This window comes from Nocardia sp. CA-135398 (assembly GCF_050955845.1).
Taxonomy (GTDB): Bacteria; Actinomycetota; Actinomycetes; order Mycobacteriales; family Mycobacteriaceae; genus Nocardia.
On record NZ_CP192084.1, the window covers coordinates 7353863 to 7380705 of the forward strand.

At 63.8% G+C, this 26843-nt stretch carries 1 protein-coding gene; it reads right to left on the reverse strand.

The genetic code is table 11. The features are described 5' to 3' along the window. Positions 1-8 precede the first annotated feature (8 nt). A complete protein-coding gene (locus ACQP1T_RS32880) occupies positions 9-26843 on the reverse strand; it encodes an SDR family NAD(P)-dependent oxidoreductase (protein ID WP_433756913.1) in 26835 nt (8944 codons plus the stop codon).

Sequence of the window (26843 nt, forward strand, 5' to 3'; positions counted from 1 at the left end):
CGTTGTTCCTAACCCGCTAGCCAGCCCTCGATCACTTCGGCAACACCCGCTGAACCGTCCTCCAGAATCGAGAAGTGGTCAGCCGGTACCGAAACGACGGTATGCGTCGGATCCCACGGTTCGGCCTGCCAGTCCTCGCGATCCGATGAACTCCCCAAGAAGTTCTCGGCGCATTGGACGAACAACGTCGGCGTGGCGACGGAACCGGGCGCCATCTCCCCCAGGAGCTGCACATACCGGCCCATACCGGTCAGCCGGGCCTGGTCGAAGCGGCCGAACATGGCTTCGTTCGACACCATGTATTCAGCCATCGCCCGCAGCAGCCATTCGCCATCGCCGTGCACCGCGTAGGTGTCCAACATGACCACACCGGTGGGCGCCGGGCCACCTGCCGCTTCCAGGTGCTCGGTGACGAGGTAGGCAAGCAGGCCGCCCGCGGAGTGTCCGAGTAGCACGAACGGATCTCCCTGCGCAGCCTCGAGGACGGTGCGCGCCACCGCTGCCAAGGCCGCCGTCGGCGTCGTAGGCAGTGGCTCTCCCGTCCGGCAACCGATCGGAGGCAGCGCCGAAACCTCACGGGCGGTTCGCAAGTGCGATGCGACCCGGGCGTACTGATGCGCGCCGCCGGTGGCCAGCGGCGAAGCGAGGCAAATGATGCGTGGCAGGGCGGGACCCGCGGCGAGTCGCGTTGGCACCGGCAGTCGGTCCAGTTCGTGCGCCGAGGAGAACTGCTCGCGCAGCGCCGCCACCGCCCGCAACAGGGCGAAGCCGTTGCCGACCTGGCCGGAGGCAACCGCGCCACGGAACATCCCGTACAACGAGTCGTCCGCGCCACCGGGTTCATGGTCGCTTCGTGAGTCTGCGGTGAGCTCCTTCCGCAGGTATCGGGCCAGTTCCGCCGGCGTCTTGTGATCGAAGATCGCGGCGGTCGGCAGCTTCAGGCCGGTGGACGCGTTGAGGGCGGCTCGCAACTCCATTGCGGCCAGTGAATCGAAGCCCGATTCGAGGAAGTCACGCTCGGGGTCGAGTGCATGGGCGCTCTCATGTCCCAGAAGTCTCGCCGAATGCTCGAGGATGTGCGTACGGAGCCATTGTTCCTGTTCGGACTCGGAGAGTTGTGCCAGTCGTCTGCGCAGAGCTCCCACATCCTGCGTTCCGGTGCTCTGCCGACGCCCGGTCCGCTTGGCCAAGTCGCTGAGCAGACCGGCCAACAGTGACGGCACGGCAGTCCCCGCGCTGCGGAAGCTATCCAGATCGAGACGGGCGAGGATGGGGGCTGCTGCGTCGATCTCGGTCGCAGCGTCGAACAACGCCAGTCCTTGCTCCTGCGACAACGGCAGGACACCGGAGCGGGACATGCGGCGCCGGTCGACGTCGCTGAGCACCGCGGCCATACCTCCGTCCCACAGACCCCAGGCAAAGGACTGACCGCGACGACCCGAGGCCCTGCGGTGTGCCGCCAATGCGTCCAGGCACGCGCTGGCCGCGGCGTAATTGCCCTGACCGGGATTGCCGAACGCGCCAGCAGCGGAGCTGAACAGCACGAACGCCTTCAACGGCAAATCGGCGGTCAGCTCATGCAGGTGCAGGGCAGCATCGACCTTGGGCCGCAACACCGCATCGATCCGATCCGGGGTCAGCGAAGCGATGGCACCGTCATCGAGGACCCCAGCCATGTGGAACACACCCGTGAGTGGATAAGCGGCCGGCACGCCTGCGAGCACGTCGGCGAGCGCGCCGCGGTCTGCGACATCGCAGGCGACGAACTCGACCTCGGCACCGAGACCCCGCAACTCCGCCCGCAATTCGGCGGCGCCAGTAGCTGATTCGCCGCGGCGGCTCAACAGCAGGAGTCGGCGCACACCATGTGCGTTGACCAGGTGCCGCGCGAACAACCCACCGAGCAACCCACCCGCACCGGTGATCAGAACAGTATCGTCCGGACGGAAAGAGGTTTCCACGGCAGCGTTCACCGCAGTGGGAACCACTCGACCCAACCGCGCGACGTATACCTGCCCGGCACGCACGGCCACCTGCGGCTCATTCGCAGCCAGAATCCCGCCGAGCAGCCCACCGAGTTCAGGACCGTCATCTTCGGAATCGGTGTCGATCAACACGATCCGGCCGGGATTTTCGGCTTGCGCCGAACGAACCAGACCACTCACGGCCGCGCCGGCCAGGTTCGTAATGTCCTCTCCCGCAACCGATACCGCACCACGGGTCCGAACCACCAACATCGACTCACCGAACCGCTGATCGGCAATCCAGGACTGAAGCACCCGCAGCACATCGTGAGTCGCGGCACGAACAGCGACCGGATCATTACCCGCCGGGCCCCCTGCTACCACCACCTGCGGGACCTGCTCGTTCTCGGCAGTGAGGTCCGACCACGCTACCGTGACGACCTCACTCTCTGACACCGAGATCGGTGTCCAGCCGACATCGAACACAGCAGTGCGAGCAATGAGTGTGCTGGCAGTGAGCTGCGCGGGATCCAATGGCCGGGAAGCCAGATGCCGCACCGTCGCCACCGGACTGCCCGTTGAGTCCGCCAGATCCAAGGCCACACCATGCTCGCCGACGAGAGTGATCCGAACGCGCAAAGCATCGGCCCCAGCCGCATGCACAGTGACACCGGACCATTCGAACGGCAGCGCCAGCCCAGTTCCATCCGCCGACATGTCCCCCGCGAAACGCAACGCGTGCAACGCCGCATCCAACAACGCCGGGTGCACACCGAACCGCTGCGCCTCGCCCCGGGCCGCCTGGGGCAATTCGACCTCGGCATAGAGCAGCCCGTCGACTCCCCGCCAGACCGATCTCAATGCCCGGAACACCGGACCGTAGTGATAGCCCTGCGCATCGAGGGAGTCATAAACACCATCGATGTCGACCGCATCGGCACCGGCGGGCGGCCACTGCACCAGATCCGCAGCCGCACTGGCGATTTCGGGCGCAAGCACACCCTGGGCATTCAACGTCCACGACGGCACCGAATCGACACCATCGTCGGGGCGGGAGAAGATCCGCACCGTGCGACGACCTGGCTCGTCCTCCGCACCGACCACAACGCGCACGGCAAGCCCCCCGGACTCCGACAATGCCAGTGGGGCTTGAAGGACCAACTCCTCGAGGGTCGAGCAGCCGACCTGTTCTCCGGCGTGCAGGGCGAGTTCGACCAAACCGGTACCCGGGAACAGCATGGTGTCCATCACCGCGTGGTCGGCCAACCATGGGTGCGTCTGCACCGAGAGGCGGCCGGTGAGAGTAACCGCGTCGGAGTCGGGTTGCGAGACGACCACCGAGGCCAGGGGATGTCCGGTAGCGACGAGACCCATCGAACGGGCATCACCACCGGCGCCGGGCGCTTCGGCCATCCAGTAGCGGCGACGCTGGAAGGCATAGGTGGGCAAGTCGATTCGCTGAGCTCCGGTACCGGCGTACAAACCGGCCCAATCGACGTGAGCTCCGGCCACGAACAATCCGGCCACCCCAGCCAAGACAGCTGATGACACATCCGCCCGACCACGACGCGCCAAAGGCACCAGCACAGGAGCCACAGCACCCGCACCCGCCTGCGCGTCGTCGAGTGTCTGGGCGATCATCGGAGTCAGCACCGCATCAGGCCCGACCTCAGCGAACCGGGACACACCCAAATCCGCCATCGCCACGACCGCATCAGCGAAACGCACCGTCTCACGAACCTGACCCACCCAATACAACGGATCAGTCATCTCATCGATGATCCGGACACCAGTCACCGTCGACACCAACGGAATACTCGGCGGCGCGAACGTCAAACCCGCTATCGCCGTCGCGAATTCAGTCAGCATCGGCTCCATCAACACCGAATGGAAAGCATGCGACACCCGCAACCTGTGTGTACGCCAACCCTTTTCGATACAACGATCGACAACAGTGGCGACATCATCTTCGACACCGGAGAGCACCACCGACGACGGACCATTCACCGCCGCGATCGACACCCCACCGATAAGCAGCGCAAGCACCTCCGCCTCCGACGCGCCCACCGCAACCATCGCCCCACCAGCAGGCAACGCCTGCATCAACCTGCCACGCGCCGCAACGAGCACACACGCATCCGACAAAGACAACACCCCGGCCACATGCGCAGCAGCCACCTCACCAATCGAATGACCCGCCACCACATCGGCACGGACACCCCACGATTCGAGCAGACGGAACAACGCCACCTCGAACGCAAACAAACCCGCCTGCGCGAACACCGTCTGATCAACCAGATCACCGTCGACCAACGCCACACTCAACGAAACCTGCTGTCCCAGAAGCGGATCCAACTCGGCGACAATCCCGTCGAATGCCTCGGCGAACACCGGATACGCACCGCGTAGCTCCGTGGCCATACCGGCCCACTGCGCACCCTGACCCGAAAACACCACACCCGTCGAACCCGAAACCACACGACCCGACACCACACCGGGACCTGTCTCACCACGACCCAACGCTTGTACGCCAGCCTGCAAGCCATCGCGCTCAGGGGCCAACACCACGGCCCGATGCTCGAACAACACCCTCGAGGTCACCAGCGAGAAACCGATGTCGATCGGGTCGTGGTCGTGGTCGTGGATATGCGAGGCCAGACGCCTGGCCTGATCAGCAAGAGCCTCGGTATTGCGTGCCGAGAGCACCCACGGCGACACCCCACCAGCCGGAACGGACTTGATCACCGGCACGGGAGCCGGTTCCGCTGGGGCCTGTTCGACGATGACATGAGCATTGGTGCCGCTGATACCGAACGAGGACACACCCGCACGACGTGGCCGATCAACCTCCGGCCACGCCACCGAATCGGTCAACAACTGGATATGGCCTTCGGACCAATCGACCTTCGTCGAGGGCTGATCAACATGCAGTGTTCGAGGTAGAACCCCATGGCGCATCGCCATGACCATCTTGATCACACCACCCACACCCGCGGCAGCCTGAGCATGACCGATGTTGGACTTCAACGACCCCAACCACAGCGGACGATCCGCATCACGGTCCTGCCCATAAGTCGCCAGCAACGCTTGCGCTTCGATCGGATCACCCAAAGTCGTACCGGTGCCGTGAGCCTCCACCGCATCGACCTCGACCGGGGAGACCCCGGCATTCGCCAGAGCTTGACGGATGACCCGTCGCTGCGAGGGACCATTCGGCGCGGTCAAACCATTCGAGGCACCATCCTGATTCACCGCCGAACCAGCGACCACCGCAAGAACTTCATGACCATTACGGCGCGCATCGGACAACCGTTCGAGCACCAACATGCCAGCGCCCTCAGCCCAACCCACCCCGTCGGCCGCATCGGCGAAGGACTTACACCGCCCATCCGGAGACAGACCCCGCTGACGACTGAACTCGAGGAACACATCCGGTGTCGCGAGCACGGCCACACCACCGGCCAACGCCAGATCACACTCCCCCGACCGCAACGACTGCGCGGCCAAATGCAACGCCACCAGCGACGACGAGCACGCGGTATCCACCGACACCGCCGGACCCTCGAAACCCAACGTGTAGGCGATCCGACCCGAAACCAAACTTCCACCAGCGCTGTTACCTTTGTCGGTCCCCTGCGCGTAGTCGTGGTACATCACGCCGGTGAACACACCGGTTGGACTGCCACGCAATACCGTCGGATCAATACCGGCGCGCTCCAACGCCTCCCAGGAAGTCTCCAGCAGCAACCGCTGCTGCGGATCCATCGACGTGGCTTCATTGGGGCTGATCCCGAAGAAGTCCGCATCGAAATCCGCTGCCGAATACAGGAACCCGCCGTTGCGCGCGTAGGTCTTACCCGCCTTACCCGGCTCCGGGTCGTAGATGGCCTCGATATCCCAGCCACGATCGACCGGCAACTCACCATTGGCATCGATTCCGTCAGCGACCAACCGCCACAAGTCTTCCGGCGAGGCGACGCCACCCGGATACCGACAGCTCATCGCGACAATCGCGATCGGATCATCATCGACCCGAGCGCGACTGACCACGACCTCATCAACAGCCGCCGTGCCACTGAGTTCCGAGCCGATGAACTCGGCAACAATCTGTGGGTTCGGATAGTCGAAAATGAGAGTGGCCGGAAGCTTCAGTCCAGTCGCAGTATTGAGCCTGTTGCGGAATTCGACAGCACCGAGCGAATCGAACCCCAACTGCTCAAAAGCCCGCTGCGGTTCAACAGCATCCATAGAAGCATGTCCGAGGATCTCGGCGGCTGCCGATCGAACGAGGTCGAGCACAGCACTGTGACGATCAGCATCCGACAGGCTGGCCAGCTTGCGGGCAAATGCGTGGTCCGCCCCCGGAGTTCGGGTCCGGCGACGCACCGGGACCGGCGCGATCGCACGCAGCAGAGCCGAAACTTGCTCACCCCGAGTCCGAAGCACAGCCGGATCGACCCGCAACGCCACCAGCTGAGCGGATTCGGTGGCTATCGCCATGTCGAAGAGCGCGAGACCTTCGTCTTCGGTCAGCGGCGGGAAACCCTGGCGACGTATCCGCTCGATCTCAGCCTCGGACAGCATGGCCCCGAGACCGGTAGCTGTCGCCCACAAGCCGAAATCCACAGCGGTCGCAGGCAACCCCAGACTGTGCCGGTGAGCCGCGAGAGCATCCAGGAAGACATTCGCCGCAGCATAATTCGCTTGACCGGCGGCCAGCACCAGCCCGCCCACCGACGATACGAGTACGAACATCGAAAGCGCGTGTTCATGGGTGAGCTCATGAAGATGCCACGCCGCATCGACCTTCGGCCGGAACACATAATCAATCCGGTCCGCGGTAATCGACTCGATCAGACCATTGTCACCGGTTCCAGCGGCGTGAACTATGCCCACCAATGGCTGCTGGTCCGGGATGCTGCCGAGCAGTGCCGCCAGTGCCTCCCGATCGGACACATCGCAGGCGGCAATACGCACCTGCGCACCGAGCTCCACCAGCTCATCCCGCAACTGGATAGCACCCGGAGCATCCAGACCACGGCGGGACGTCAAAAGCAAATGTCCCACACCGTGATCGGTCACCAGATGTCGAGCGATCAACGCACCGAGACCACCGGTCCCGCCGGTAATCAATACGGTGCCAGGTTCTGCCAGCCGAACAACCTCGCCGGCCGCGTGACGACGCAACCGCGGAACCAGCAGAGCCGCATCACGTAGCGCGGCCTCCGGCTCCGCCGCAGCGGTCGCTGCCACCGTCGCGACAGCGACCGGGTCACGGTCCTGGTCGGGGTGATCCAGGTCGAGGAGCTGGAACCGACCCGGGTGCTCGGCCTGCGCGGCACGCAGCAGACCCCACACCGGCGCCTGACCCAGATCCACTTGCTCGGAAACAGCAACAGACACAGCATGTCTGGTCAACACAACCAAACGAGAGTCGGCGAAACGACTATCGCCCAACCACAGTTGGACAGTGTCGAGGACACCGGTTACCACGTGCCGTGCGGCCTCCGGCGGCGCACCCTCATGGTCGGGGCACTCCAGCAAGACGATCTCGGGAATAGCCGGATCCGCTACCGCATCCAGTTCAGCGATCATTGCCGCGAGATCGCGATAACGCGTCACATCGCCGGAGCTCTGACCAGATCCCAACACCGCCAAGTGTTTCGGCTCGACAGTCACCGCCGACGATTGCCGAACAGCGACCCAATCCACGCCGTGCAGGGCCTCCGACACCGGGTTCGCACTCAGACGGTCGGCCGCCACCGGTCGAGAAACCAACGCCCCCACCGACAACACCGGGCGACCATGCTCATCAGCCATCTGCACGACGAACCTGTCGCCCTCGAGCACAATCCGCACACGCACCAGCGCGGCACCCACCGAGTGCAACACCACCGTATTCCACATAAACGGCAACGCCGGAGAAACCCCGAAACCGCCACTACGCAGACCATGAACTATCCCGACATGCAAAGCCGCATCGAACAACGCCGGATGAATACCGAAACCCTTGGCCTCCTGCGGATCCGGCAACGCGACCTCGGCGAACAACTCATCCCCACGCTGCCACGCCGCCCGCAAACCCTGAAACACCGGGCCATAGCCATACCCAGCATCGAACAACTCGTCATAAACACCATCGACATCAACAGCAGCAGCACCCACCGGCGGCCACGAAACCAGATCGAAACCAGCCACCTCATCCGAGACGAGAACACCCTCGGCATGCAACGTCCACGACGCCGCATCAGCACCGTCATCGGGGCGGGAGAAGATCCGCACCGCGCGACGACCCGACTCGTCCTCGCCATCGACGACGATGCGCATCGCTACCCCACCGGTCTCCGACAACACCAGCGGAGCCTGTAAAACCAACTCCTCCAACGTCGAACAACCGACCTGCTCCCCCGCATGAAGAGCAAGCTCGACAAAGCCGGTACCCGGCAACAACACGGTGTCCATGACCATGTGGTCGGCCAGCCATGGATGCGTCTGCACCGACAGTCGGCCACCGAGTGCGACCGCATCGGAGTCCGGTTGCGATACCACCGCCGAAACAAGGGGATGCCCAGTCGCCGCGAAACCCATCGAACGGGCATCACCACCAGCGGCAGGCCCTTCGGCCATCCAGTAGCGGCGACGCTGGAAGGCATAGGTGGGCAAGTCGATTCGCTGAGCTCCGGTACCGGCGTACAAACCGGCCCAATCGACGTGAGCTCCGGCCACGAACAATCCGGCCACCCCAGCCAAGACAGCTGATGACACATCCGCCCGACCACGACGCGCCAAAGGCACCAGCACAGGAGCCACAGCACCCGCACCCGCCTGCGCGTCGTCGAGTGTCTGGGCGATCATCGGAGTCAGCACCGCATCAGGCCCGACCTCAGCGAACCGGGACACACCCAAATCCGCCATCGCCACGACCGCATCAGCGAAACGCACCGTCTCACGAACCTGACCCACCCAATACAACGGATCAGTCATCTCATCGATGATCCGGACACCAGTCACCGTCGACACCAACGGAATACTCGGCGGCGCGAACGTCAAACCCGCTATCGCCGTCGCGAATTCAGTCAGCATCGGCTCCATCAACACCGAATGGAAAGCATGCGACACCCGCAACCTGTGTGTACGCCAACCCTTTTCGATACAACGATCGACAACAGTGGCGACATCATCTTCGACACCGGAGAGCACCACCGACGACGGACCATTCACCGCCGCGATCGACACCCCACCGATAAGCAGCGCAAGCACCTCCGCCTCCGACGCGCCCACCGCAACCATCGCCCCACCAGCAGGCAACGCCTGCATCAACCTGCCACGCGCCGCAACGAGCACACACGCATCCGACAAAGACAACACCCCGGCCACATGCGCAGCAGCCACCTCACCAATCGAATGACCCGCCACCACATCCGCACGCACACCCCACGATTCGAGCAGACAGAACAACGCCACCTCGAACGCAAACAAACCCGCCTGCGCGAACACCGTCTGATCAACCAGATCACCATCGACCAACGCCACACTCAACGAAACCGGCTGCCCCAGAAGCGGATCCAACTCAGCGACAATCCCGTCGAAAGCCTCGGCGAACACCGGATACGCACCGCGTAGCTCCGTGGCCATACCGGCCCACTGCGCACCCTGACCCGAAAACACCACACCCGTCGAACCCGAAACCACACGACCGGACACCACATTCGGAACGGGTTCGCCGCGACCCAACGCTTGTGTACCGGCCAACAGACCGTCACGCTCGGGCGCCAACACCACAGCACGATGCTCGAACAACACCCTCGAGGTCACCAACGAAAAACCGACATCGATCGGATCATGGTCCTCGACAACCGAAGCCAAGCGCCTGGCCTGTTCAGCAAGAGCCTCACCACTACGCGCCGAAACCACCCACGGCAACACCCCACCAGCCGGAACAGTCTTCACCACCGACACCGGCTCCACCGCTGTAACCGGTCCTTGCTCAACGATGACGTGAGCATTCGTGCCACTGAGCCCGAACGAGGACACACCAGCACGACGTGGCCGATCAACTTCCGGCCACGCCACCGAATCGGTCAACAACTGGATATGGCCTTCGGACCAATCGACCTTGGTGCTGGGCTGATCGACATGCAAGGTCTTCGGCAACACACCGTGGCGCATCGCCATCACCATCTTGATCACACCACCCACACCCGCCGCAGCCTGAGCATGACCGATATTGGACTTCAACGACCCCAACCACAGCGGACGATCCGGATCACGGTCCTGCCCATAAGTCGCCAGCAACGCTTGCGCTTCGATCGGATCACCCAAAGTCGTACCGGTGCCGTGAGCCTCCACCGCATCCACATCGACCGCAGACATCCCGGCATTCGCCAAGGCTTGGCGGATCACCCGACGCTGCGACGGACCATTCGGCGCGGCAAACCCATTCGAGGCACCATCCTGATTCACCGCCGAACCAGCAACCACCGCAAGAACTTCATGACCATTACGGCGCGCATCGGACAACCGCTCCAACACCAGAACACCCGCACCCTCGGACCAACCCACACCATCGGCCGAGTCCGCGAACGACTTACAGCGACCATCCGGGGACAAACCCCGCTGACGACTGAACTCGAGGAACATATCGGGGGTGGCCATCACCGCCACACCACCGGCCAAGGCCAGATCACACTCACCCGACCGCAACGACTGCGCGGCCAAATGCAACGCCACCAGCGACGACGAGCACGCGGTATCCACCGACACCGCCGGACCCTCCAACCCCAGCGTGTAGGCAACCCGACCCGAAACCAAGCTTCCGGCAGCGCTATTACCGAGGTCAGCCCCTTGGGCGTAGTCGTGGTACATCACGCCGGTGAACACACCGGTCGGACTGCCACGCAATACCGTCGGATCAATACCGGCGCGCTCCAACGCCTCCCACGAAGTCTCCAACAGCAACCGCTGCTGCGGATCCATCATCGTCGCTTCCTTAGGGCTGATCCCGAAGAAGTCCGCGTCGAATTCGGCTGCGGAGTACAGGAATCCACCCTGACGGGTATACGTCTTACCCGCCTTACCGGGCTCGGGATCGTAGATGCCCTCGATATCCCAGCCACGATCGACCGGCAACTCACCGTTGGTATCGATCCCGTCGGCGACCAACCGCCACAAGTCTTCCGGCGAAGCGACGCCACCCGGATACCGACAACTCATCGCGACAATCGCGATCGGATCATCATCGACCCGAGCGCGACTGACCACGACCTCATCAACAGCCGCCGTGCCACTGAGTTCCGAGCCGATGAACTCGGCAACAATCTGTGCGTTCGGATAGTCGAAAATAAGAGTGGCCGGAAGCCGCAGACCGGTCAGGGAATTGAGCCTATTGCGGAACTCGACAGCACCGAGCGAATCAAACCCCAGCTCCTGGAAAGCCCGCTGCGGCTCGATGGCATCAGCAGAAGTATGCCCAAGAATTCCAGCAGCTACCGATCGCACCAATTCGAGCACAGCACTGTGACGGTCAGCATCCGAAAGACCGGCCAGCTTCTGGGCAAATGCGTGATCCACCCCCGGAGTTCGAGTCCGGCGACGCACCGGGATCGGCACAATCGCACGCAGCAGGGCCGGAATCTGCTCACCCCGGGTGCGTAGTACCGCCGGATCGACCCGCAATGCCACCAGCTGAGCGGTATCGGTGGCGATCGCCGCATCGAACAGCGCGAGACCTTCGTCCTCGCTCAGCGGCGGGAAACCCTGGCGACGTATCCGCTCGGTATCAGCCTCGGACAGCAAGCCCCCGAGGCCGGTAGCTGTCGCCCACAAGCCGAAATCAACAGACGTCGCAGGCAGCCCCAAACTGTGGCGATACGCCGCTAACGCATCCAGAAAAACATTCGCCGCAGCATAATTCGCTTGACCAGCCGTTAGAACGAGCCCGCCCGCCGAAGACAACAACATGAACAACCGCAACGAATGATCCCGAGTGAGCTCGTGCAGGTGCCATGCCGCGTCGAGCTTGGGTGCGAAGACATGGTCGATCCGGTCCGCGGTAATCGATTCGATCAAACCGTTATCGGCAGTACCCGCAGCATGAACCACGCCAATGAGGGGATACGCGTCCGGGATGCTGCCGAGTAGTGCCGCCAGTGCGTCTCGATCGGACACATCACACGCGGCGATGGTCACCTGCGCGCCGAGCTCGACCAACTCCGCACCCAACTCAGCAGCGCCAGGAGCATCCAAGCCACGCCGCGATGTCAGAAGCAGCTGCCGCACACCATGTTCGGTCACCAGATGCCGAGCAATCAACGCACCCAAACCACCCGTACCACCAGTCACCAGCACGGTACCCGGCTCGGACAGTCGAGCGATCGTGCCCGGCGCGTGACGGCTCAACCGCGGCACGAACAGCGCCGACCCACGTAGCGCAGCCTCCGGTTCCATCGCAGCAGTCGCTGCCACCGTCGCGACAGCGACCGGGTCACGGTCCTGGTCGGGCTGATCCAGGTCCAGAAGCTGGAACCGACCCGGGTGCTCGGCCTGCGCGGCACGCAACAGACCCCACACCGGCGCATGCCCGAGGTTCACCTGCTCCGAATCGGCAACAGACACAGCCTGTCTGGTCAACACAACCAAACGCGAACCAGTCAAACGGGAATCAGCCAACCACCCCTGGACGGTATCGAGGACTCCCGTCACGACCTGCCGTGCTACCTCCGGCACCACACCGTCATAGCGCGGGCACTCCAACAGCACAAAGTCAGGAACAACCGAATCAGGAGCATCGAGATCAGCGACCAACGCCGCAAGATCGCGATAACCCCGCACCGCTCCGGAATTCTGGCTCGCACCCAGTACCGCCACACGGCCCGGCTCGACGCTCGCCACCGACGGCGCAACAGCGACCCAATCCACACCGAACAACGCATCCGATACCGGGTTCGCACTCAGACGGTCGGCCGCCACCGGTCGAGAAACCAACGCCCCCACCGACAACACCGGGCGACCATGCTCATCAGCCATCTGCACGACGAACCTGTCGCCCTCGAGCACAATCCGCACACGCACCAGCGCGGCACCCACCGAGTGCAACACCACCGTATTCCACATAAACGGCAACGCCGGAGAAACCCCGAAACCGCCACTACGCAGACCATGAACTATCCCGACATGCAAAGCCGCATCGAACAACGCCGGATGAATACCGAAACCCTTGGCCTCCTGCGGATCCGGCAACGCGACCTCGGCGAACAACTCATCCCCACGCTGCCACGCCGCCCGCAAACCCTGAAACACCGGGCCATAGCCATACCCAGCATCGAACAACTCGTCATAAACACCATCGACATCAACAGCAGCAGCACCCACCGGCGGCCACGAAACCAGATCGAAACCAGCCACCTCGTCCGAGGCGAGAACACCCTCGGCATGCAACGTCCACGATGGCCTCGTATCAACACCGTCATCAGGACAAGAGAAGACCCGCACAGCCCGGCGACCCATCTCATCCTGATCACCGACCACCACACGCATCGCTACCCCACCGGTCTCCGACAACACCAGCGGAGCCTGTAAAACCAACTCCTCCAACGTCGAACAACCGACCTGCTCCCCCGCATGAAGAGCAAGCTCGACAAAACCGGTACCCGGCAACAACACCCTGTCCATCACCATGTGATCGGCCACCCACGGATGCGACTGCACCGACAAGCGCCCGGTGAGCGTTACCGTGTCGGATTCAGGTTGCGACACCATCGCCGAAACCAAAAGATGGTCGGTAGCCACCAGACCTATCGCACGAACATCACCACCAGCAGCGGTAGCTCCCTTCCAATAGCGTCGACGCTGGAAGGCATAGGTGGGCAAATCAATTCGCTTGGCACCGGTACCGGCATACAAACCAGCCCAATCCACTTCGGCACCCGACACGAACAAGCCAGCGACCCCACCCAACACCGCCGAAGCGTCGGCCCGATCCCGACGAGCCAACGCCACTACCGTCGGAGTCGAGGCGGCGGGTCCTGTTGTCGCCACATCCTCGAGAATCTGGGTGATCATCGGAGTCAGCACGGCATCGGGCCCGACCTCAGCGAACCGGGACACACCCAAATCCGCCATCGCCACGACCGCATCAGCGAACCGCACCGTCTCACGAACCTGACCCACCCAATACAACGGATCAGTCATCTCATCGGTGACCCGGGCACCAGTCACCGTCGACACCAACGGAATACTCGGCGAGGCGAACGTCAAACCCGCTATCGCCGTCGCGAATTCATCCAGCATCGGTTCCATCGAAGCCGAATGGAAGGCGTGCGAAACACGCAACCGGTGTGTGCGCCAACCCTTTTCGACACAACGATCGACAACAGCCGCGACCGCGTCCTCGACACCCGAAAGCACCACCGACGACGGACCATTCACCGCCGCGATCGACACCCCACCAACCAGCAACGGCAACACATCGGCCTCCGACGCACCCACCGCAACCATCGCCCCACCAGCAGGCAACGCCTGCATCAAACGACCACGCGCCGCCACCAACACACACGCATCCGCGAGCGACAACACCCCGGCCACATGCGCGGCGGCGATCTCACCGATCGAATGACCCGCTACGACGTCCGTGCGCACACCCCACGATTCGAGCAGACGGAACAACGCCACCTCGAACGCGAACAAACCCGCCTGAGCGAACACCGTCGCATCGATCAGATCCTCGGACACCAACGCCACACTCAACGAAACCTGCTGTCCCAGAAGCGGATCCAACTCAGCGACAATCGAGTCGAAAGCCTCGGCGAACACCGGATACGCATCACGCAGCTCCGTGGCCATACCGGCCCACTGCGCACCCTGACCGGAGAAAACCACACCCGTCGAACCCGACACCACACGACCCGACACCACACGACCCGACACCACACCCGGAATCGTCTCGCCCCGACCCAACGCTTGTGCTCCCGCGAGCAGACCGTCACGCCCCTCGGCCACGACCACAGCACGATGCTCGAAAACAGCACGCGTCGCCGCCAGCGAGAAACCCACATCCAGCGGATCCGAGTCGTGATCGATCGCATACGACACCAGCCGGGCAGCCTGACCGGCAAGAGCCTGGCCACTGCGCGCCGAGAGCACCCACGGCAGCACGGCCGGGACAGTCTCGACCACCGGCGCCGGGACCGGTTCCACATCCGGGGCCTGCTCGATGATGACGTGAGCGTTCGTGCCACTGATACCGAAGGAGGACACACCCGCACGACGCGGCCGATCAACCTCCGGCCACGCCACCGAATCGGCCAACAACCGCACATGCCCCTCGGACCAATCAACCTTCGTCGAGGGCTGATCCACGTGCAGCGTTCGGGGCAGCAACCCGTGCCGCATCGCCATGATCATCTTGATCACACCACCGACACCGGCCGCTGCCTGAGCGTGACCGATGTTGGACTTCAACGACCCCAACCACAACGGACTATCCGCAGCACGGTCCTGCCCATAGGTGGCCAAAAGCGCTTGCGCCTCAATCGGATCACCCAGAGTGGTGCCGGTGCCGTGGGCTTCCACCGCATCGACATCGACCGGCGACAACCCGGCATTGGCCAACGCTTGGCGGATCACTCGCCGCTGCGAGGGACCATTCGGCGCGGTCAAACCATTCGACGCACCATCCTGATTCACCGCCGAACCAGCAACCACCGCCAAAACCTGATGACCATTGCGGCGCGCATCGGACAACCGCTCCAACACCAGCACACCGACGCCCTCGGACCAACCCACACCATCGGCCGTATCGGCGAAGGACTTACACCGCCCATCCGGAGACAACCCTCGCTGGCGACTGAACTCCACGAAAGTCTCCGGGGTCGACATCACCGTCACACCACCGGCCAACGCCAGATCGGACTCGCCCGACCGCAGCGACTGCGCGGCCAAATGCAAAGCCACCAGCGACGACGAGCACGCGGTATCCACCGACACCGCCGGACCCTCGAAACCCAACGTGTAGGCGATCCGACCCGACACCAAGCTGCCGGTCGCGCTACTCCCGCTCCCCGCCGCGTAGTCGTGGTACATCACACCGGAAAAGACACCGGTCGAGCTGCCGCGCAGTAGAGCGGGGTCGACACCGGCGCGTTCCAGCGCCTCCCACGAGACCTCCAGCAGCAACCGCTGCTGGGGATCCATCATCGTCGCTTCATTGGGGCTGATCCCGAAGAAGTCCGCGTCGAATTCGGCTGCGGAGTACAGGAATCCACCCTGACGGGTGTAGGTCTTGCCCGCCTTACCAGGTTCGGGATCGTAGATACCGTCGATGTCCCAGCCACGATCCACCGGCAACTCACCGGTGGTATCGGTTCCCGATACGACCAGGCGCCACAAATCTTCCGGCGAGGCGACACCACCCGGATAACGACAGGCCATCGCGACCACAGCGATCGGCTCGTCGTCAACGGCTCCGCTGGCGGTGACCACGACGTCCTGGCGTGTGCCAGCGAACTCATCCGCCAGATACTTCGCCAGCGCCAGCGGTGACGGGTAATCGAACACCAAAGTCGCAGGCAGCCGCAGAGCTGTGACAGTTTGCATGGCATTGCGGAACTCGATCGCGGTGACCGAATCGAAGCCCAGCTCGTTGAAAGCCTTATCCGCCGCAACCGCATTCGCGTTCTGGTGACCGAGGATTGCGGCGGCCTGAGCACGAACGATGTCCACGAGAACGCCGAGGCGTTCACTGTCGGGAGTATTCGCCAAACGAGCGCTCAGTGCCGTGGATGCACCCGAGGCCGCTTTGCGGCGATGCGGGATCAGCGCGGAAAACAGTGCGGGCGTGGCGAATCCCGCGCTGCGCATGGCATCCAGGTCCAAACGGGCAAGGACGACGGCGGCGGTATCGATCCCTGTCGCGGCATCGAACAGCGCGAGGCCCTGCTCCTCCGAGAGCGGCAGCAAGCCCGAGCGCGACATCCGGCGCCGGTCGACATCGCTGAGCTCGGCGGCCATCCCGCCGTCCATGCTCCACAGACCCCAGGCGAACGACTTGCCGCGGAGCCCGGTCGCCCTACGGTGTGCCGCAAGGGCATCCAGACATGCGTTGGCCGCGGCATAGTTGCCCTGCCCCGGGTTACCGAACGCACCGGCCACCGAGCTGAACAGCACGAATGCCTTCAACGGTAGCTCGGCGGTCAATTCGTGCAGGTGCAACGCGGCATCGACCTTGGGGCCGAACACCGTATCCATCCGGGCGGGGGTCAGCGAAGCGATGGCGCCGTCGTCGAGCACACCGGCCATGTGGAACACGCCGGTGAGCGGGTGATCGGCAGGCACATCTGCCAGTACGTCGGCGAGCGCGCCGCGGTCTGCGACATCGCAGGCGACGAACTCGACCTCGGCACCGAGACCCCGCAACTCCGCCCGCAATTCGGCGGCGCCAGTAGCTGATTCGCCGCGGCGGCTCAACAGCAGGAGTCGGCGCACACCATGCGCGTTGACCAGGTGCCGCGCGAACAACCCACCGAGGTAGCCGCTGGCACCGGTGATCAGAACAGTGTCTTCCGGTTCGAAGGAGTCGGTCGCCGGAGCGGCCGCGGCAGTGGAGACGACGCGGGCGAGCCGCGCTCTGTGCACCTGCCCGGCACGCACGGCTACCTGCGGCTCATCCGCAGCCAGAATCCCGCCGAGCAACCCACCGAGTTCAGGACCGTCATCTTCGGAATCGGTGTCGATCAACACGATCCGGCCAGGACTCTCCGCCTGCGCGGAACGAACCAGACCACTCACGGCTGCACCGGCCAGGTTCGTAATATCCTCTCCCGCAGTCGATACCGCACCACTGGTTCGAACCACCAGCATCGACTCACTGAACCGCTGATCGGCAATCCAGGACTGAAGCACTTGCAGCACATCGTGAGTCGCGGCACGAACGGCGACGGGATCATTACCCGTCGGACAGTCCAGCACCACCGCGGCCGGAACCTCGGCACCGAGATCCGCCCACGACACTGCGGCGGCTTCGCTCTCGGACACCGAGATCGGTGTCCAGTCGACATCGAACACAGCGGTGCGCGTAATGGGTGCGCTGGCGGTGAGCTGTGCGGGATCGATCGGCCGGGAAGCCAGCTGCCGCACCGTCGCCACCGGAGCACCGGTCGAGTCCGCGAGATCCAGAGCGATCGCGTGCTCGCCGAGGCGGGTGATCCGGACACGCAACGCGTCGGCACCGGCGGCATGCACGGTGACACCGGACCACTCGAACGGCAACGCCAATCCGGTTCCATCCGCCGAGGTGTCATCGGCAAAACGCAACGCGTGCAACGCCGCATCCAGCAAGGCCGGATGCACACCGAACCGCTCTGCCTCGGTGCGAGCCTGCTCAGGCAATTCGATCTCGGCGTAGAGCCCATCGGACCCCCGCCAGACCGACCGCAGTGCCTGGAACACCGGACCGTAGTGGTAGCCCTGCGCATCGAGGGAGTCATAGACCCCATCGATATCGACCGCGGTGGCACCGGCGGGCGGCCACTGCGCCAGATCCGCAGCCGCACTGGTGATTTCGGGCGCGAGTAGGCCCTCGGCATTCAATGTCCACGACGGCGCCGAATCGACGTCGTCGTCGGGGCGGGAGAAGATCCGCACCCCGCGACGCCCTGCGTTGTCCTCGCCACCGACAACGACGCGCACCGCAACACCCGCCGAATCCGGCAGCACCAGCGGAGCCCGCAGAATCAACTCGTCCAGACTGGAGGAGCCCACTCGCTCTCCGGCGTGCAGGGCGAGCTCGACAAAACCGGTGCCGGGGAACAGCACGGCGTCCATCACCTTGTGATCGGTCAGCCAAGGGTGCGTCTGCAACGACAACCTGCCGCTGACGGCGACCACATCGGAATCCGGTTGCGATACCACCGCCGAGACCAGCGGGTGTCCGGTAGCCACCAGACCCATGGCCCGGGCATCGCCACTGCCGGAAGACCCTTCGGGCATCCAATAACGCTGGCGCTGGAAAGCGTAGGTGGGCAGGTCGATTCGTCGAGCACCGGTACCGGCATAGAAACCGGCCCAGTCCACCCCGACACCAGCCACGAACAATCGGGCCAACCCAACCGACACCGTCGACGAATCGGCATGGTCACGACGCACCAACCCCACCACCGCGGCAGTACCGTCGTCGAGTGTCTGAGCGACCATCGGAGACAGCACCGCATCAGGCCCGACCTCGGCGAACCGGGACACACCCAAATCCGCCATCGCCACGACCGCATCAGCGAAACGCACCGTCTCACGAACCTGACCCACCCAATACAACGGATCAGTCATCTCATCGATGATCCGGACACCAGTCACCGTCGACACCAACGGAATACTCGGCGAGGCGAACCTCAAACCCACTATCGCCGAGGCGAATTCAGTCAGCATCGGCTCCATCAACACCGAATGGAAAGCATGCGACACCCGCAACCTGTGTGTACGCCAACCCTTTTCGACACACACCTCGACAACAGCCGCGATCGCATCCTCGACACCAGAGAGCACCACCGATGACGGACCATTCACCGCCGCGATCGACACCTCACCAGTCGACACGTCTGCGTCCACCAGCCACGCCCGCACGTCGGCCTCCGACGCACCAACGGCAACCATCGCCCCACCAGCAGGCAACGCCTGCATCAAACGACCACGCGCCGCCACCAACATACACGCATCCGACAAAGACAACACACCCGCCACATGCGCAGCAGCGACCTCACCGATCGAATGCCCGGAAACAACGTCCGCGCGCACGCCCCACGATTCGAGCAGACGGAACAACGCCACCTCGAACGCAAACAAACCCGCCTGCGCGAACACCGTCTGATCAACCAGATCACCGTCGACCAACGCCGCACTCAACGAAACCGTCTGTTCCAGAAGCGGATCCAGCTCAGCGACAATCGCATCGAAAGCCTCGGCGAACACCGGATACCCATCACGCAACTCCGTGGCCATACCGGCCCACTGCGCACCCTGACCGGAGAACACCACACCCGTCGAACCCGACACCACACGACCCGACACCACACCCGGAATCGTCTCGCCCCGACCCAACGCTTGTGTACCGGCCAGCAGACCGTCACGCTCGGGCGCCAACACCACAGCACGATGGTCGAACAACACCCTCGAGGTCACCAACGAAAAACCGATGTCGATCGGATCAAGGTCCTCGACATGCGCGGCCAGACGCCTGGCCTGTTCAGCAAGAGCCTCACGGTTGTGCGCCGAAACCACCCACGGCAGCAGCCCACCAGCCGGAACGGTCTTCTCCACCGGTACGAGAGCCGGGTCCGCGACCGGCCCCTGTTCCACAATGAGGTGAGCATTGGTACCGCTGAGGCCGAACGAGGACACACCCGCACGACGCGGCCGATCCCCCGCAGGCCACGCCACCGAATCGGCCAACAACCGGATATGACCTTGGGTCCAATCGACTTTGGTGCTGGGCTGATCGACGTGCAGCGTTTTCGGCAGCACGCCGTGGCGCATCGCCATGACCATCTTGATCACACCACCCACACCCGCCGCAGCCTGAGCGTGACCGATGTTGGACTTCAACGACCCCAACCACAACGGACTATCCGCAGCACGGTCCTGCCCATAGGTGGCCAAAAGCGCTTGCGCCTCAATCGGATCACCCAAAGTCGTACCGGTGCCGTGAGCCTCCACCGCATCCACATCGACCGGCGACAACCCGGCATTCGCCAACGCTTGACGGATAACTCGCCGCTGCGAGGGACCATTCGGCGCGGTCAAACCATTCGACGCACCATCCTGATTCACCGCCGAACCAGCAACCACCGCAAGAACCTCATGACCATTGCGCTGAGCGTCGGACAACCGCTCGAGCACCAACATGCCAGCGCCCTCAGACCAGCCCACTCCATCGGCCGTGTCGGCGAAGGACTTACAGCGTCCATCCGGGGACAGACCCTGCTGACGGCTGAACTCGAGGAACATGTCCGGGGTGGCCATCACCGCCACACCACCGGCCAACGCCAGATCACACTCACCCGACCGCAACGACTGCGCAGCCAAATGCAACGCCACCAGCGACGACGAACACGCCGTATCCACCGAGACGGCCGGGCCCTCCAACCCCAGGGTGTAGGCGATGCGACCGGAGACCAAGCTTCCGCCCGCGTTATTACCGGTGCCGGTTCCCTGGGCGTAGTCGTGGTACATCACACCGGTGAACACACCGGTCGAACTGCCACGCAGGACAGCGGGATCGACACCGGCGCGTTCCAGCGCCTCCCACGAGACCTCCAGCAGCAACCGCTGCTGCGGATCCATCATCATGGCTTCGTTGGGGCTGATCCCGAAGAAATCCGCGTCGAATTCGGCTGCCGAATAAAGGAATCCACCCCGACGGGTGTAGGTCCGTCCCGCCTTGCCGGGCTCCGGATCGTAGATGGCCTCGATATCCCAGCCACGATCCGTCGGCATCGCACCGTTGGTATCGATCCCGTCGGCGACCAACCGCCACAGGTCTTCCGGCGAGGCGACGCCACCCGGATAGCGGCAGCTCATCGCCACCACGGCAATCGGGTCGTCGCCGACAGTTCTGCTGGCGGTGACCTCGATGTCCTGGTGGGTGCCGGTGAGTTGGGAATCGATGAAGTCGGCGACGATCTGCGGGTTCGGCTGATCGAAGACCAGCGTGGCAGGCAACTGCAGACCCGTGGCGGCATTGAGCTTATTGCGGAACTCGACAGCGCTCAGCGAGTCGAACCCCAGCTCCTGGAAAGCCCGCTGGGGCTCAACGGCATCGATGGATGCGTGTCCGAGGATCTCGGCGGCTACCGATCGGACGAGGTCGAGCAGAGCACTCCTGCGATCGGTATCGGACAGCCCTGCCAGCTTGCGCGCAAATGCTTGTCCCGCTGGGGTTCGAGTCTGGCGGCGCACCGGTGCCGGTGCGATCGCGCGGACCAGAGCGGGAATCTGCTCACCCCGAGTCCGAAGCACCGCCGGATCAACCCGCAACGCCACCAACTGAGCAGTATCAGTAGCTATCGCCGCATCGAACAACGCCAAACCATCGACCTCGGAAAGCGGCGGGAAACCCAGCCTGCGCATCCGATCGAAATCATCCTCCGACAGGTCACTACCAAGCCCGCTCGACCGCGCCCACAGGCCATAATCGATAGCGGTCGCAGGCAATCCCAAGCCGTGCCGATACGCCGCTAACGCATCCAGGAAAACATTCGCAGCGGCGTAATTGGCCTGACCAGCGGCCAACACCAACCCACCCGCCGACGACAACAGCACGAACAGCGACAGCGGGTGCTGGCGAGTGAGTTCGTGCAGATGCCACGCCGCATCGACCTTGGGTGCGAAGACGGGGTCGACCCGGTCGGCGGTCATCGACTCGATCACACCGTTGTCGGCGGTTCCGGCCGCATGCACCACACCCACCAGCGGGTGCTCGGCAGGGATGGTGTCCAGTAGTGCCGCGAGCGCATCCCGATCAGACACATCACACGCGGCAATACGCACCTGCGCACCGAGCTCGACCAACTCCGCACCCAACTCAACAGCACCCGGAGCATCCAGACCACGACGAGACGTCAAAAGCAGCTGGCGCACACCATGTTCGGTCACCAGATGCCGAGCAATCAACGCACCCAAACCACCCGTACCACCAGTCACCAGCACGGTGCCCGGCTCGGTCAGTCGGGCGATGGCCCCGGGTGCGTGGCGGCTCAACCGTGGTACGAGCAGCGCCGACCCGCGTAGCGCGGCCTCCGGTTCCGTGGCGCCCGCGGCCACGGTCGCCACGGAGACCGGATCCTGGTCAGGTTGATCGAGGTCGATAAGCTGGAATCGACCCGGATGCTCGGCCTGCGCGGCACGCAACAGACCCCACACCGGCGCATGCCCCAGATCCACCTGCTCCGAATCAACAACAGACACAGCATGTCTGGTCAACACAACCAAACGCGAACCAGTCAAACGGGAATCAGCCAACCACCCCTGGACGGTATCGAGGACTCCCGTCACGACCTGCCGTGCCGCCTCCGGCGGCACGCTGTCATAGCGCGGGCACTCCAACAGCACAAAGTCAGGAACAACCGAATCAGGAGCATCGAGATCAGCGACCAACGCCGCAAGATCGCGATAACCCCGCACCGCGCCGGAATTCTGGCTCGCACCCAGTACCGCCACACGGCCCGGCTCGACCGTCCCTGCCGAAAGCGGCGCAGCGGTAACCCAATCCACGGCGAAGAGAGCATCCGACACCCGGTCGGCGCTCAGGCGCTCGGCCGACACCGGCCGAGTAACCAAGGACCCCACCGACATCACCGGTTGGCCTTGCTCATCGGCTATCTGTACGGCGAACCTGTCACCCTGAACCACGATTCGGACCCGCACCGCGCCAGCGGCAACCGAGTACGACACCACCCTGTTCCAGGTGAACGGCAGCGCCGGGAAAAGCTCGACACCACCGCGAAGACCATGCACTATCCCGGCATGCAAAGCCGAGTCGAACAATGCCGGATGGATCCCGAAACCCTTGGCTTCCTGCGGATCCGGTAGCGCGACCTCGGCGAACAACTCATCACCGCGCTGCCACGCCGCCCGCAGACCCTGGAAGAACGGACCATACCCGTACCCGATATCGAGCAGCTCGTCGTAGGCACCGTCAACGGGCAACGGCTTGGCACCGGCCGGAGGCCACGAAGTCAGATCGAAGTCGGCCACCACTTCATCCGGGGCGAGAACACCCTCGGCGTGCAGCGCCCACGGACCCTCGACCGTCTGCCGAGAATGGATACTCAACCGCCGACAGCCAGCGTCATCCGCGGCGGCCACCACCACCTGCACCGAGACACTGCCCTCACCCGGCAATGTCAACGGCGTCCGCAGAACGAGTTCGTCCACCACGGCACAGCCCAACAGGCCACCGACATAGCTGGCCAGCTCCACGAACCCGGTGCCGGGCAGCAATACGGTACCGAGCACGCTGTGGTCGGCCAGCCATTCGAGGGAATTCACCGACCACCGGCCGGTGAAGCTGACCCCACCCGAATCCGGATGCGGCACAACCGCACCCAGCAATGGATGATCCACCACATCCAGGCCGACAGAGCTGACCCCACCCAGCTCGGCTCCCAGCCATGACTGCGAAAGCATGTGCTTGGCGTCGAGCCAGAAACGCTCGTGTTGGAACGCGTAAGTGGGCAGGTCGATTCGCCGAGCACCGGTACCGGCATAGAAACCGGCCCAGTCCACCCCGACACCAGCCACGAACAATCGGGCCAACCCAGCCGAGACCGTAAACGGATCGGCATGGTCACGACGCGCCAACCCCACCACCGCGGCAGTACCGTCGTCGAGAGTCTGAGCGACCATCGGAGACAACACCGCATCAGGCCCGACCTCAGCGAACCGGGACACACCCAAATCCGCCATCGCCACGACCGCATCAGCGAAACGCACCGTCTCACGAACCTGACCCACCCAATACAACGGATCCGACATCTCATCCACGACCTGGACACCGGTCACGGTCGAGACCAACGGGACGCTCGGCCGGGAAAACGCCAAACCTTCTATCGCCGTGGCGAATTCGGCCAGCATCGGCTCCATCAACACCGAATGGAAAGCATGCGACACCCGCAACCGATGCGTACGCCAACCCTTTTCGACACAACGATCGACAACAGCCGCGACCGCATCCTCGACACCGGAGAGCACCACCGACGACGGACCATTCACCGCCGCGATCGACACCCCACCAGCTAGCAGCGGCAACACATCGGCCTCCGACGCGCCCACGGCAACCATCGCCCCACCAGCAGGCAACGCCTGCATCAACCTGCCACGCGCCGCAACGAGCACACACGCATCCGCCAACGACAACACCCCAGCCACATGCGCCGCAGCCACCTCACCGATCGAATGACCCGCCACCACATCCGCACGCACACCCCACGATTCGAGCAGACGGAACAACGCCACCTCGAACGCAAACAAACCCGCCTGAGCGAACACCGTCTGATCAACCAGATCACCATCGACCAACGCCACACTCAACGAAACCGGTTGCCCCAGAAGCGGATCCAACTCAGCGACAATCGCATCGAATGCTTCGGCGAACACCGGATACCCATCACGCAACTCCGTGGCCATACCGGCCCACTGCGCACCCTGACCCGAAAACACCACACCCGTAGAACCCGACACCACATGACCGGAAACCACGTCGGAAGTGATTTCGCCGCGACCCAACGCTCGTGCTCCCGCGAGCAGACCATCACGGCCCCCGGCAAGGACGACAGCACGATGCTCGAAAACAGCACGCGTGGACGCCAGCGAGAAGCCGACATCCACCGGATCCAGGTCGTGATCACCGACATGAGACGCCAAGCGGACGGCCTGACCCGCAAGGGCCGCACCAGCGCGTGCCGAAACCACCCATGGCAGCACCCCACCAGCCGGGACAGTCTTCACCGGCGCCGGAGTCTGTTCCACCGCCGGTTCGGCCAACGGGGCCTGTTCCACGATGACGTGCGCATTCGTGCCACTGATACCGAACGAGGACACACCAGCACGACGTGGCCGATCCGCCACCGGCCACGCCACCGGCTCGGTCAACAGCCGCACATGGCCTTCGGACCAATCGACTTTTGTGGAGGGCTGATCCACGTGCAGGGTCTTCGGCAGCACACCGTGGCGCATCGCCATGACCATCTTGATCACACCACCCACACCGGCGGCGGCTTGAGCGTGACCGATATTGGATTTCAACGACCCCAGCCACAGTGGACGCTCCGGGTCCCGGTCTTGGCCGTAAGTCGCCAGCAGGGCTTGGGCTTCGATCGGATCACCCAGAGTGGTGCCGGTGCCGTGGGCTTCGACAACATCGACCTCGACCGGGGTCACTCCGGCATTCGTCAGCGCCTGACGGATCACCCGGCGCTGAGAGGGACCATTCGGCGCGGTCAACCCGTTCGAGGCACCGTCCTGATTCACCGCCGAACCAGCGATCACAGCGAGAATCTGATGACCATTGCGCTGAGCGTCGGACAACCGCTCCAACACCAACACGCCGACGCCCTCGGACCAGCCCACTCCGTCGGCCGCATCGGCGAAGGACTTACACCGACCATCCGCGGACAGACCCCGCTGACGACTGAACTCGACAAACGTCTCCGGGGTGGCCATCACCGCGACACCACCGGCCAACGCCAAGTCGCACTCACCCGACCGCAACGACGCCGCAGCCGAATGCATCGCCACCAGCGACGACGAGCACGCCGTATCCACGGTGACCGACGGTCCTTCCAGACCGAACACATACGAGACCCGGCCGGAGGCAATGGATCCCGAGTTCGCATTGGCCGGATAGTCGTGATACATCATGCCGACCCACACACCGGTCCGGCTGCCCTTCAGCGAGCCAGGGTCGACACCGGCCCGTTCGAACGCCTCCCACGAGGTCTCCAGCAGCAGAAACTGCTGCGGATCCATCAGTGCGGCTTCATTAGGGCTGATATTGAAGAACGCGGGATCGAATTCACCGGCGGAATGCAGGAAGCCACCCGCGCGCGTGTACGTGCTATTCGGTGTCTCGCCGGTGCGATCGTAGAGGCGGTCGGTATCCCACCCTCGATTTTCCGGGAACTCCGATGTGGCGTCGGTCCCGTCCGACACCAAATTCCACAGATCCTCAGGCGAATTGACCCCACCCGGATAACGACATGCCATACCCACAATCGCGATGGGCTCGCGAAGGGCTGCGTCGAGCTTGCGATTGCGGGCACGCAATCGCTCGGTCTCTTTGAGCGAGACACGCAGTGCCTGAGCAATCTTCTGAGTATTGTCCTCGGGCTTCGTCAT